The organism is Rhodopirellula baltica SH 1 (assembly GCF_000196115.1).
GTDB classification, from domain to species: domain Bacteria; phylum Planctomycetota; class Planctomycetia; order Pirellulales; family Pirellulaceae; genus Rhodopirellula; species Rhodopirellula baltica.
Genome location: NC_005027.1, coordinates 4,172,169 through 4,185,619 on the forward strand (window position 1 = coordinate 4,172,169; position 13,451 = coordinate 4,185,619).

Consider the following 13,451-nt stretch of genomic DNA (forward strand, 5'->3'; position numbering starts at 1 on the left):
CGTTCTTTGAACTCGTCTTGCTTCAAGGTCTGCAATGTTGTGCTTCAGTCGATGGTCGAACTCAGTGGTGTTCTGGATGGGCATCACAGCCGTGATCTGCGCACCAGGATCGTTCAGTTGGTCGGATGACGAGATTGACGTGGATCCCACCAAACCCAATCGATTGATTCTGCACGTTTGCAAAATGGACGGGACGCCAATACGACCGCTCGTCGCTGACAAGGCAATCCGGCATGATCTTGATCGACAGGGAACACCTAACGTTTCACCCGACGGAAAGCGGGTGGCTTACGACGCATGGTCAACGACTCCGACAGATCCAGATCGCGGCCCCCGGGTGTGTGTTTGCGATTTAGACGGCAAGAATTTCATCGATGTGATCGACGGCTACATGCCTTCCTTCGCGCCCGACAACAAGCGTTTGGTTGTAAGTCGGCCAGCCGAGTATGCCAAAGCAGACGGCGCCAAAGGCCAATCCATCTGGATTGTGAACTGCGATACCAAAGAGAAAAAGTTAATTGCGGATCAGGGTGCCTGGGGTGGGCGTTGGTCCGCCGATGGTGCGACGATACTTTTCCAAGGTGGCGTGGATGAGAATGGTGACCCAGTGCCCAAGTCTTGCTTGAGAGTATACGACGTGGCTGCCGAAAAGCCATCTCTACTGTTCCCGCCGGAAGGGTCACCGTTTCAGGAGATTAGCTATCACTTTGCCTGGAGCAAGAGTGACCGTCGGTTGGCAATCGGAGGTCGGCTGATCGCTGGGCTCGGTGAAGGTGCTCCGAGTTCTGCGACGGTGATCATGAATGCCGACAAGGGCCCTGATTCCGTGATCATCATGTTGCCGCCCGCCAATGGGGCTCGCGTATTCGATGGTTTGTCACTCGATTGGCACCCTGACGGGAAGTCCATTCTCAGTACAGGCATGGTGGACAACCGATTTGTTCCTGTCGGGTTGTCGACGGATGGCACGGCTTCCGAGATCACGTTCTCTGGCATTCCGGACTCAGTCAACGTACGCGATCCAGCCTACTCGCCCGACGGGAATCATTTGATCGCATCATTCGGTGCTCGGCCGTAACCCAAGAGGACCGTTCCGGGTACTCTGCTCCGCGGTTGTCGGCTCCGACCCCAACACGCACAACCAGTCGCGGCGCGACGGCAGCCGAAAGCCTTGGGCTTTCAACCCAAGGTCATCCGTCGACCCCCAAGCCCCCAAATCGGTGAGCATTCACCGGCCATTCCGCATCGACAAAATCCTTTTCGCGAGCGCCTCATTTGGGTTGGGTCCGTGCCCTTCTGTGTTGGAGGAACTCAATGATGAAAACAACACATGAAAACGTCACGAATGACGCGTTGTGGCAGAAGATTTCTCATTTTCCGATTGGAGGCGAATCAGCGGATTGGACCGCGACTCCGCCCGCTCAAGGCCTCTCGTTTTCACAACGTTTGGCCCGAGAAAACGATTGGAGCATCCAACACGCCCGTCGCTGCATCGACGAGTACCGAAGGTTTCTGTATCTGGCCGCCACCGCGGGTCACAGTGTGACTCCATCGGATGCGGTCGATCAAGTTTGGCATCAACACCTGGTCTACACCGAGAACTACTGGGTGGACCTGTGCCAAGACGTTTTGCCATCACCGCTGCATCACGGACCGACCAAAGGTGGCTCCCAAGAACGGGTGCGATACCAAGACCAATACGAACAGACGCTTGCATCTTATGAGCGGGCATTCGGAAGCGTCCCGGTTGAGATTTGGCCGCCGACCGAAGAACGCTTCGCTCAATCGATCTCATCGCGTCGCATTGACCGACGCAAATTCTGGCTGATCCCCAAGCCAAACCTGACTGGCAAGTCATTGCAAGGGTCGCACCTCGCGATCGCCGGATTGGCAGCGACACCTTTCGCGGCGCTGTTCCCGTTCAACTTGGACGGACCAACGTTCTTGGCGTTGTATGGTGCGGCAATCGTGATCGGGCTTGTCTACCTGTTGGTTTGGTTTCACATCACCAACGGTTGGTCTTCCAATCCGTCGTCGCCTCCCAAACTTGGCTGGGGACAACTGTCGATCCTGGCAGGGGGCAAAAAGCGATTGTTGCAAACAACCTTGGTAGCGTTGCAAAAGCGAGGCATCGTCCAGTGCGATCAACACGGATTCACCATGCTTGATCGTGGGGCATTGCAGGCCCAACACGACGACGATCCCGTTGCTGTCAGCGCCATGAAGGTGACCACTGACTACCTGGCCTCCAGCAACGCCCCGCAATCGTTCCAACGCTTGCTGGTGGCGATCCATTCCACCGCGACCAATGCCGAATCGCAAATGCGAGAATCGGGATTGCTGAGATCGACCGAACAACGCAATCGCTTTCGAGTGGGCGGGTTCAGCGTTGCTGGCATCTTGTTGGCCGTCGGTGGACTCCGGTGCCTGCAGGGAATCCAAAACGACCGTCCGATTGGGTTTCTTGTTTTGGAAATGATCCTCGCGACGGTTGGGTTGGCGGTCGCGTTTCACATGGCGGGTCATGAGCGTTTGACATCTCTTGGTAAATCGGTCCAAGAACGATCGCAGCGGAGCTATCCTGAAACGGGGTTGAAGTCCGCTCAACAAACCGACGGAGGCGACTTGGATGAGTTGCCCAGCTTGGCATGCTGGGGTCCTGCGGTGGCCGCCTATGTGCTCACCGATCCCTCTGAGCTTTTCACCAATGACATGTTGTACGGGGAAGAAATCCAGGCTGCCCAAAAAGCGTCCAGCTCAACGGGATGGATTGACTGGAGCAGCAGTGACGGGGGCAGCAGTTTCGACTTCAGCGGTGGTGGGGGCGATGCGGGCTGTGGAGGCGGATGCGGAGGCTGTGGTGGATGCGGAGGGTGAGAAGGCCTCCACCACTTGCCGCGTGACCAGGCTGCTATCTTGGGAGGAACGCTTGCGGGAATCCAAACGGCTCTCGCAGACTCGTTCGTCCCATGCACCAGGCCACCTCATGAACCCCGGCACCATCGAGGAACCATCGACTCATCCTTCTTTGCTCGAACGGGCCCGGTACGGCGACGACGAGGGCTGGCAGATGTTGGTCCAGGTCTACGGTCCGATCGTCTACCGATGGATCCGCCGATGCGGCGCTCAGTCGGCCGACGCCGCCGACGTGATGCAAGAAACGTTCCTCGCCGTCGCCAAGGCTCTCCCGCGGTTCAACCTGGACCAAACGGGCGCCACTTTTCGCGGATGGTTGTGGACCATCGCTCGCAACAAACTTCGCGATCGCCAACGTGCCGACCAACGTTCTCCGATCGTGCTTGATGGCGAAACGCTGCAGTGGGCGGAACGAGAAAGCTCGGATCCGCCCAGCGAACTGGCCGACGACGTGCAGTCGATTCAGAACCGCATGCTGCAAGTTCTGAGGCAATCAACTGATCCCAAGACCTGGCAGATGTTCTGGCGGACCGCCGTCGAAGGCTGTGATCCAGCGACGGTGGCAGCCGACCTGAACGTCAGCCGGTGGACGGTCTACAAGGCTCGCGCTCGGGTGCTGCAACGACTGCGAAAAGAATTGGAAGATTTTCATCGCTGAGGTGTCCAATCGCCGCCCATCCAAGCGTTGCGTGGTCAACCAATCGATCCCTCGCACCGAAAGCCCGTCATGATTGCCACTAGCACCGATTGTCTGAGCGTCGAAGAATTGAACCGTTTGCTCGACGGCCAACTGTCCTCCGACGAGTTCGATTCCGCATCCAAGCACGTCGATGAGTGCGAACAATGCCAGTCACGCATCCCAGACAAATGGGACGCGTTGTCTTCGGTTGCAAAAGCCGGTACGGAGGAAGACTCCGTCCTAGCCGAATCGGCCTGCCAATTCGCGGTCGCACGTTTGATGACCGCCCATATCGCGTCCTCCCACGTATCCGCCGACCTGCCCATCGACCAAATTGGTCCCTACGAGATCCTGGGGAAACTCGGGCAGGGTGGAATGGGCATGGTCTGTTTGGCTCGCCACAACCGACTGAAACGGCAGTGCGCGATCAAGTTGCTGCCGCCTCACCGAGTCATGGAACCAGGATGGCTGGATCGTTTCGATCGAGAAATGACAACCATCGCGGCACTCGAACATCCGGGAATTGTTCGTGCCACCGATGCGGGCACCCATTCCGGTTGGCACTACTTGGTGATGGAACACCTGGACGGAATGGATGTCGGCAAAATCGCCTACCGACTGGGATCACTGCCGGTCGCGGATGCCTGCGAGATCGCTCGCCAGTCCGCCGTGGCACTGATGCATGTGCACGAAACGGGTTTGATCCATCGCGACGTGAAGCCATCGAACTTGATGCTCACACGAGACGGAACCGTCAAACTATTGGACCTTGGTTTGGTTCTGGCGGGCGACGATCCGCTGGCCACCGACGACCGGCTGACCACGGTGGGGCACCTGATGGGCACCTTGCCCGCGATGTCGCCCGAGCAGTTGCTCGACAGCCGAAAAGTCCAACCAGCGTCCGACATCTATTCGCTCGGCGCGACCCTGTACCGTTTGATCTCAGGCCGTTGGCCGCATGCAAACGAAGGCGGTCTGGCGGCACGAGTGTTGGCAATCACGAGCGAGTCCAATCGATCAACTCCGCCTCCGTTGAGCCGTTTGGAACCGTCGGTCGAATCGGAACTGCAAACGTTCGTCGATCAAATGATGCACCGGCAACCTGACCAGCGTCCCAGCGGATCGGTCGTCGCCGAGCGACTGGCAACTTGGTCCGGCGACGCCAACTTGAAAGCGTTGCTCAAGCGAGCGGAAGCGACCCCGGTGTCCGACGCACCGATCACACCATCATTCTCACTGGCAACGAAGCCAGCTTCACCACCACCGGGCGGCGGCAAGCATAACTGGACCGCGTGGTTTGGGCCGTTGGGATGGTTCGCGGCAGCCATCTTGCTGGCAACGGTCGTGATTCAAATCAAAACCGACAAGGGTCTGGTGACGGTGACCACGGATGGCAAAGACACGCAGGTTGCGGTGGAAAAGAACGACGAAGATTCAACGGAAGATACCGTATTACCCTCAGCCGAGAAATCGCTGGCGATAGGTCTCGAATCAACTGACGGCGAGAAGATTTATCTCGGCGAAAATCTCGATTATTGGCTGGTAGTCTTCCGTCGCGAACAACAAATGGAACGTATCGGCCAAGCCATGCGAGCGGTTGAGTTGCTGTCTCGCAACACGCCCAAACGCGAAGAAGCCGCTCGAGTCACGTTGGAGTTGGCAAATGAGTACGGGACTCAAATCATTGATGACACTCCAGACCAAAATGGAGGCGGCTTTGGGGGACAAAGCCCTCCGAACCAACGTTTCATGGGCTATCTGACGCAAACCTTTGACAACTACCTTCCAACCCCTGGCCTTCGACCACTCGGCGAGACGCTGGTGGATGGTAATGAGAAGGCTAAAATCGCAGCCATCACGTTGCTCAACCAGTATCTTTCAGGCGTCCAAGGGAACACTTTTTACGCAGAGCGAGAGGAATCCGTGACTGAATTTTTCAGTCAGTCTGGAGCGACCGTCGATGGCCGATCGAAAACAGAGACTTTGCTTCAACAGCTCGGAAAAGCTTCCGACGACTTAAGGATGTCGGCTTCGAAGGCTAGTCACGAAGACCGCTCCATGAACAATGCTGCGGGAGAGGCCTACTACGCTCGCCTGTCAGCTTGGTCAGTTGCCATGCGGATTGTAAAGATGACCGGCCCGCATACTGCAACTCCAAATTGGATCGCCGAATACGTCCAAGAACAGGTCGATGAGGCGGTTGCTGTTTACGAACAACGTGAGATCGATCCAGACACAAGGCAAACCAAATGGGACTACACCAATCCCAATGCAGCCTACGGTTTTTCAATGGGCGGTTTCGGCGGAGGCTCGCAAATGATCACCAGCCCGACTGCCCCTGACTGGCTGTTGTCGCGTGAACTGATCATTTCGGCAATCGAAATGCAAAGGGAAGGTCGGCTCGATTTACCTATCCAGTTCGCAGCAGAGACGCTGGCCCATCCGAGTTTTAATTGGTATCCATTGGAAGGCGGAACACTTGACGACGTGGTTCAGACATTGACGGCGATTGATCCTAAAGCTCCTTTTCTGATTGCATTTCATCTCGACCGAAGCTTCCAAGAAATGGATCGCCAATACCAAGCCAGCCAGAACGCCGAATGGCTTCGTCCGCTGACGTTTCTTCGCCAACGTCTCCAGGAAGGACTGGCATCCGTCTACACCACTCACGTCGAACAACCCAAACAGGCCCACGATCGACTCGGACGGTTGGTCAACTCATTGCCAAAGCTGTCGTCACTCCAACTCACCACCGACCACGACAAAGACTTCTGGCTCTCCATGCTAAACGACCTCAAACAGCGATCCGAAAGCGAGTGACGGCGTTGGCCATAATCTCCCCGACGAAGACTGTTTCAGGAACGCTGATCGCACACTAATCCCCGGGGTAATCCGCCCCAATTTACAACCATTAGTGTGCGATGAGAGAAGATCAGTGTTCCCCCACTTCCAACACCTCAGCAACATATCATTCCCCTAGACAACCAGACGTGAAGCAGCAAACAACAACGGTACATCTCAGCAACAAGGGCTCTCGAGATCACCTTCGATCTCCTGCCGGACGAATATAAAGAACACTAATCGACGCTAATCGCACACTAATTTCGAAGGCAATTACGCTCTCAGTTCACAACGATTAGTGTGCGATGAGAGAAGATTAGTGTTCCCCCCGGCGTCCACCATCTCAATGACTTCGTTGGGTTTGCAAATCATCGATCACGAATCGCTTCCATTCCAAGTCACCCTTCTTTCCAAAGTTGATGAGGTAACCAACTCGTTTCCGGGCGATTCGCATGTAGTTGAATAACTGAGCTTCATGATCAGGGCAAAGTTCTTTCAAAGCCTTCAGCTCGACCACGATTCCTCCGAAAGCCAGCAAGTCTGGGCGGTACTTCGGAGTAAGAAGGTGTCCCTTGAAATACACACGCAGTTCAGTTTGAGCAACAAATGAGATCCCCCTCAATCCGAGCTCCACCTCCAAAGCGGACTGATAGATTTCCTCTGCCATTCCATAGCCAAGTTGGTTGTAGACCTCGAATGCGGCCCCCATCAGGTCGTAGCCTTCTTGCTTGAACATGAATCCCACCTAGAAACTGCGGATCGCACGGTTCCCTTGGCCCTCGAACCTCAAGCGTGCGTCCGAAACGCCTTCGGTCAGAAGTCTTCACGTCAATCTATCAAATCACCCGACCTTGTTCTGGCAGCACCTTTTGGAGTTGCTCGATGGCGGTGGGAGAGTTGACTGACAGAGCGGTTGGTATTTGAAGTGGCAGGGTCACCGATCCATCGCCGCGGATGACCATCGAGTTCGTCCAAGGATTCGCGGGCATGAATGCTTTCGCATGCTCCGCGCCAGGGTCACATCCACCAATCTGCAGATCGACCGAACGATCGCCGGACATTCGATGGCCGATCCCCGCCAACCGAATCACGGGAGTGGAATCGGTCTCTGAATCAGACACCATCGACGCAAGTGATTCATTGGTCTGCCAAGCATGCACGCTTCGCAGAGTCGCCGCGAGATCCAAGGTCACGCAAACACACCGAGCCGAACCGTTGCGGCGGCGAGTGATTCTCGCGACCATCGCGGCGGTCATCTCAGCTTCCTCCGCATCAAACGCTCCCGGACCGATCACGATTGCCGCGTACGCGCTTTCGTGAAAATGCTTCGCCCGGGTTTGAGACTCAGAACCTGGTTCCGTCGCTTCCAGGTGCTCGATCGCATGGTGCATCCGACCAGCAAAATCGGCGGTCCAGCGTTCCCAACGTTTCACCTGTCGCTTACCATCCGCTGCACTGGAGACAGCGGACTCCAAACGCAGTTTTTCTTCCAAACGAGGCCAAGCCGGATCGACTTCACCAATCAACCAAACCAAATCGGCATGCGTGACGACTTCAGAAAGTGTTGCGGCAACGATCCCGTCACGTCGCGTGACCGTTCCAATGGCCTGGAGGGACGAATCCGATTCGATTTCAACTTCGATTGCCCCGTCGGATTGCCATTGGACCAACTGCCGAGCCGCCACCAAATCCACACCCGAAGTGATCACGCGAATGGGTTGCTTGTCGGCAGCGATCCGGGCCAACGTCGCCTTGTCCGTGCGAGCCACTTGGTTCACCAACGAACCCGCCGACTCAGCGATCTCGCACCTGTTTGCCTGAACCGATCCGTCCGCGTTCACCACGACATCGTCGCAGTGCAGTGGACAGAGCGGACAAACAACACGAGACGGTTCGCTCACGAATCCGTTCCACCATTCTCGGCTGAGAAATCATCTCGCACCGAGAGTTCTTTCACGGCTTTGACCAATTCAATGGCATTTTCAACCGGGGTTTGTTGCAACACGCCATGACCGAGATTGAAGATGTGTCCGGGGCGCCCGCCGGCCTTGTTCAAAACATCTTGCACGGCCGCGCGAATGGTCTTGGCATCGGTCAACAACACCGACGGGTCCAGGTTGCCTTGGACGGAGATGTCATGCCCGACGCGTTTCCAAGCCACGTCCAATTCGATCCGCCAATCGACTCCCACCACCGTCCGGCGATCGCCACGCAGCAAAGGCAATAGCTCCGGATTGCCGGTTGCGAAGTTGATCAATGGCACGCCAGGAGTCACACCTTCCAAGATGCGTTTCATCCAAGGCAGGACAAACTCGCGGTAGTCACCTGGCGACAAACAACCAGCCCAACTGTCGAACAATTGCACGCACTGGGCTCCCGCTGAGATCTGCTCGTTCAGGTAGACGATGATCGCGTCGGTCAACCGATCCATCAACGCGGCCCAGCCCCCATCGCCGGCCCGCATCAAAGCTTTCGTGCTGCTGTACTGGCGGCTGCCGCCGCCTTCGATCGCGTAACTGGCCAGCGTGAACGGAGCGCCAGCGAATCCGATCAACGGAATCCCCTCGGGCAGGTCCGCTCGCGTTTGCTTGACCGTCTCATAGACGAACCCAAGATCCTGAGGGTTGTCGAGTCCTTTGACTCGGTCGACATCCGCCGCCGACCGAACCGGGTTGTGAATGACTGGTCCATCGCCTTTGACGAACTCCAAGTCGAATCCCATGGGGACCAAGATCGGCAACAAGTCCGAGAAAATGATCGCCGCGTCGACGTTCAGCTTTTCGACGGCCGTGCACATCACTTCGCTGCACAACTTAGGATTGGCGCAGAGTTCCAAGAACGATTGCTGCGATCGAACTTCGCGGTACTCCTGCATGTAGCGACCCGCTTGCCGCATCATCCAAACCGGGGTGCGGGGTGTGGGCTCACCGCGACACGCACGCATGAACAAACTGGACTGGGAGGGATGATCGTCGATGGCGGGCATAGGTGTCTTGCTAGCAGAAATGAGACTGGAATCATCTGCCCGCAGAGAGACAGACGTTTGAGAAGTGGATGACTGGGAGCCAGACGATCTCGCGCGAACTTCGTCGACCAAACGTTTGGCATCGCGAGCCGACTCGCTGACAAGATGCCCCATCTTTGGATGCGATGGTTCCATCGCGATGGCCAAATCGTGTTCTCGCAACATGTCGCTGGTCGTTGGCCCGATCGACACGATCGCGGTCTTTGACAAACCGTCGCGAAGCGAATCGCTCACGCCAAGGTCTTCGGCCATGCGGAGCAAGTTGACGACTTGATGAGCACTGGTGACCAACAAGATGTCTCGTTCGCCTTCGGCCAAAGCCAGCGTGTTCGCCTTTAGCGGCTGAGTGTCTTCGGGGAATTCCCAACCGTAGACTTTGACGGATTCGGCAATCGCACCGCGAGCTTCCAAGCCGGCGATCAACTGTTTGTTGCTGACGCCGTACTCTTGAATTCCAATCGTTTGATTCGCGATCGGGATCCCCGCGTCGATTGTTTGCAACAATTCTCGCCAAGTGTTTGGCTCCGGCACGCGGTGGGTCGGCTTCAACCCAAACTCTCGCATCACCGCGACCGGTTTAGGGCCGCGGCAGATCGTTGTGATGTCGCTCAAGGCGTCGATCAACCGTTGTTGGTCGACGTGTTTTTCAGTCGCTTTGAGCAAATATCGAAAACCAACGCCGGTCATCACAATCACGATGCCAATGTCACCGGTGATGATCCGATAAGCAAAATCAATCGCTGCCCGGTTGGGTTCGATCGGCACTTCTCGCATCGATGGACTGACAAACGCTTCGCCCCCGAATTTGCAGATCAACCGCGTCATATCGTCCGCCCGTCGGCTTTCGAGAGCGGCCACGCGAAGGCCGTCAAAATTGTTAGTTGTCGCGGCCATGCGGGTTTGGAATCCGGAAGAGGGTTGGGCAAATCGAGTCGGCAGAAAGCGGGAAGGGAAGATTGTAGAGATTTTGCGTCGCGTTACGATGACGGCACACGGTCTTTCGCACTTCCCTCGACAGCTTCTTCGCATGCCTCGCGCCGCCCTCCGAAAACCCAACCCCGCCTTGGACCTGGATTCTTGGCTGAAAACGCCCGAGGACTTGCCAGCGACAATCAACAGCCAAACGCTGTTCGGCAACGATCAACCATTGGAAATTGAGGTCGGCAGCGGGAAAGGGTTGTTCATCCAAACGGAATCCGATCGTCGTCCCGAGCACAATTACTTCGGGATTGAAATTGCTCGCAAATACGCCGCTCACGCTGCCGCCAGATTGGCCAAACGCGAGCGTGCCAATGCGAAAATGTTGGCTGGCGACGCCACGCCGCTGTTCGCGGTAACTGACGAGGGAAAACGAATCGAAGATGGGTCACTCGACGGCGTGCACGTTTACTTCCCCGATCCGTGGTGGAAAAAGCGACATCGCAAGCGACGCGTCCTCAGCCACGACAACATTCTCAACTTCAGCCGTTGCCTTCGCGTGGGTGGGCGACTGCACTTCTGGACCGATGTGCTGGATTACTTCGAGCTGACCGTCGAATTGATCGCCGAGATCGCACCGGAACTGGGCGTGCCGTTGCCGGAAACTCAGCGAGAATCGACTCACGATTTGGACTTCCACACCCACTTCGAACGACGCAGCCGCAAGATGGGCATCCCGGTCTACCGAGTCTGCTACCGCAAACGTTCGTAGTTTGCAGGCTGAATTTGTACGTTGGGCTTCCAAGCCTTTTTGTACCCCACATCTTTTGGGAGCCGCTTGCGTTGGGAACACAGGCGTTTTGAAACCAAACATCTCTTGTCCAAGAACCATTAGTGTTCGATCAGCGGAGATTGGTGTTCCCTTGGCCACTCTGGCAGAACACTAATCCACTCTGATCGGACACTAATCTTTGGTGTTTAGAGATGTGGGGTATAAGAAAGGCTTCCAAGCCCGACGGAAGAGATGGTTTCGCCGGGCTTGGAAGCCCAGCGTACGCTTCGAAAGACACCAACTACGGCCAGCTCGGCTTGCGTTTTTCAAGAAACGCGGAAACACCTTCGGCGGCGGATTCGGTCGTGCACGCCGAGGCACTGTCCGCCGCTGCAGCGGATATTTGAGTCAGCAGAGCTTCACCGACGCTTTCGTTGAGCAATCGCTTGGACGCCTGCACCGCTTCGGCGGGCCCTTCGCTGCAACGAGCTGCCCACTGGCTGGCCGCCACCCAAACTTGATCCGACGCCACCGGCGATTGGCACAGCAAATTCAGTCGCTGGGCTTCTTCCGCGTCGATGTTCTCACCCGCCAAAGTCAACCTGGAAGCGGCCGCTGCACCGATCCGGAACGACAACAACGCGGTCGTCACTCCGCCAACCAATCCGCGTCGCGCAGCATCGGCGGCAAAGGTGGCTCGCTTGCTGGCCACACACAAATCGGAAGCTAGCATCAGCGCGAACCCCGCCCCAATCGCCGCTCCATCCACAGCAGCAATGATTGGCTTGGGAAACCGAAGCATCTTCTCGCAGGTTTCGGAGACCGCCCGCCAATATTCGAACCACTGCTGCATCCGTTCCGACTCAGGCAAATCCGCGATCTGCTGAAAGACTTGCAGGTCGACTCCCGAGCAAAAGTGATCGCCTCGCGAAGACAGAACGACCGCCCGAGCCCTTTTTTCTTGGTGCACATCACCGAGAGCTTCGTTGAGATCAAACAACAGGCTGGGACTGAGAGCACCATGCTTTTCCGGCCGATCAATCAAAACGGTCGCCACGTTGTCGTGAATTCGAACATCCAGATGTTGCATGAGAAAAGCCTGTTGAGAACATCGGCAGAGAAAAACATCGCGTCGCAGATCTTCAATCCAGAAGCGACAACTGTTCAGGAGATTGTGGAGGGCGGGGCAGGGTAAAGTCCACACCCGGCATCGCATCGGACATTTTTGAAAGCAGCAATTCCGCAAACAGCGGAGCCAAACGATCGTCCGGCGTGTGCGTGAACACAATTGGTCGCAGTCCTTGAGCCAACCAGCCAACCACAATTGGCACCCATTGGTCCAAGAACGCTTCGGCAAGCTCCACCCGATTCCGCCCGACAATTCGTAGCATCGGACGTTTGGCGGTGACCGTTTGGCGAACCGGGGTACGCGGCTTTCTTGCCTGCGACTTTTCCTCGATGGCATCATCGGGCGGCGATTGAAACAGCGGCCGACTGTCAAACGTGACCTTGTCGATCTGCAAGTCCCGCAGCAGATCATTCACGCGAGCCTCATTGTCCGCTGAATCAAACCAATCGTGATGCCGAAGCTCCACCGCCCACGGCAATTCTCGTGGCAAACGGCGGAGGAACTTCGCCAGAATAGGCAATCGATCCGGACCAAAGTTCGGCCCGAGCTGCAAAAACGTCGGCCCCAAACGATTCTCCTTGGCAATCACGCGCAATCGAACCAAAAACTCTCGCACCTCGTCATCGCAGTGCTGCAGCATGCTGTCGTGCGAAATTCGCTTCGGGAATTTGAAGCAGAACTCAAAACCATCGGCCGCTTGCTCGGCCCAACCGCGAAAAGTCTGCTCGCCGGGGACCGCATAAAACGTGCTGTTTCCCTCGACCGTGTTGAACGAACGCGTGTACCACGAAAGCCACTCGGTTCGAGGTGTCTTTTTGGGATAGACCACGTCACCCCATCCGTCGCAGGACCAAACTGGAGCACCAATCGACATCGGCCAAGATGGTGACGAAAATGTTTCGTTGGGCTGTTTCACGCGGCGAGATTCAGGCGGCATGTTCGGGACGCGGTGGAAAGAAAACCATCAGAACCAGAGTAGAGCAATCGTCCGACAAGCAGAGCGTTTTCCATGTGAAATCCTCTTGCCCAGCCGAAGAAAACTGGGGAACATTTCACCGTCAGACGAAAAGAGATCATTCAGAAGCCACACGACTGACCAAACTCTGCCGCCGCATTTGGGACATTGGAAGTGTCGACAGACACCCCAGAATGCCACTCGAATGCATTTCAC

The 13,451-nt window shown here is 56.4% G+C and carries 10 protein-coding genes; 5 read left to right on the forward strand and 5 right to left on the reverse strand.

Annotated elements, in window-relative coordinates; genetic code table 11:
- Positions 1–76: 76 nt before the first annotated feature.
- The 4 genes from RB_RS15875 to RB_RS15890 all read left to right on the forward strand — a co-directional run bounded on the left by RB_RS15875 (position 77) and on the right by RB_RS15890 (position 6,415).
- The gene (locus tag RB_RS15875) at positions 77–1,078 is read left to right on the forward strand and encodes a TolB family protein (protein ID WP_164922100.1); all 1,002 of its coding nucleotides are present in this window, start codon (positions 77–79) and stop codon (positions 1,076–1,078) included.
- 236 nt (positions 1,079–1,314) lie between these two features.
- Entirely contained in the window at positions 1,315–2,877 is a 1,563-nt protein-coding gene (locus RB_RS15880; protein WP_164922101.1) for a TIGR04222 domain-containing membrane protein, read from the forward strand.
- 109 nt (positions 2,878–2,986) lie between these two features.
- Positions 2,987–3,574, forward strand: coding sequence for an RNA polymerase sigma factor (locus RB_RS15885; RefSeq protein ID WP_164922102.1), 588 nt, complete (start codon positions 2,987–2,989; stop codon positions 3,572–3,574).
- Positions 3,575–3,643: 69 nt separating this feature from the next.
- The gene (locus RB_RS15890) at positions 3,644–6,415 is read left to right on the forward strand and encodes a serine/threonine protein kinase (protein ID WP_164922103.1); all 2,772 of its coding nucleotides are present in this window, start codon (positions 3,644–3,646) and stop codon (positions 6,413–6,415) included.
- A 364-nt stretch (positions 6,416–6,779) separates the two neighbouring features.
- Here RB_RS15890 and RB_RS15895 read toward each other — a convergent pair whose 3' ends face one another.
- The 3 genes from RB_RS15895 to hemE all read right to left on the reverse strand — a co-directional run bounded on the left by RB_RS15895 (position 6,780) and on the right by hemE (position 10,355).
- Positions 6,780–7,172, reverse strand: a complete 393-nt coding sequence (locus RB_RS15895; RefSeq protein ID WP_164922104.1) for a GxxExxY protein — start codon at positions 7,170–7,172, stop codon at positions 6,780–6,782.
- A 100-nt stretch (positions 7,173–7,272) separates the two neighbouring features.
- Entirely contained in the window at positions 7,273–8,337 is a 1,065-nt protein-coding gene (locus RB_RS15900; RefSeq protein WP_011121587.1) for a hypothetical protein, read from the reverse strand.
- The gene (gene hemE, locus RB_RS15905) at positions 8,334–10,355 is read right to left on the reverse strand and encodes a uroporphyrinogen decarboxylase (protein ID WP_011121588.1); all 2,022 of its coding nucleotides are present in this window, start codon (positions 10,353–10,355) and stop codon (positions 8,334–8,336) included. The genes RB_RS15900 and hemE overlap by 4 nt, the downstream gene beginning before the upstream one ends.
- A 133-nt stretch (positions 10,356–10,488) precedes the next feature.
- On the opposite strand from hemE, the gene trmB reads away from it, so the two are divergent.
- The gene (gene trmB / locus RB_RS15910; protein ID WP_007334207.1) at positions 10,489–11,151 is read left to right on the forward strand and encodes a tRNA (guanosine(46)-N7)-methyltransferase TrmB; all 663 of its coding nucleotides are present in this window, start codon (positions 10,489–10,491) and stop codon (positions 11,149–11,151) included.
- A 301-nt stretch (positions 11,152–11,452) separates the two neighbouring features.
- On the opposite strand, the gene RB_RS15920 is transcribed toward trmB, so the two are convergent.
- A complete protein-coding gene (locus RB_RS15920) occupies positions 11,453–12,241 on the reverse strand; it encodes an enoyl-CoA hydratase/isomerase family protein (RefSeq protein ID WP_011121590.1) in 789 nt (262 codons plus the stop codon).
- 52 nt (positions 12,242–12,293) lie between these two features.
- Positions 12,294–13,196: a DUF72 domain-containing protein gene (locus RB_RS15925; protein ID WP_231845692.1), complete on the reverse strand. Its 903-nt coding sequence runs from the start codon at positions 13,194–13,196 to the stop codon at positions 12,294–12,296.
- Positions 13,197–13,451 lie beyond the last annotated feature (255 nt).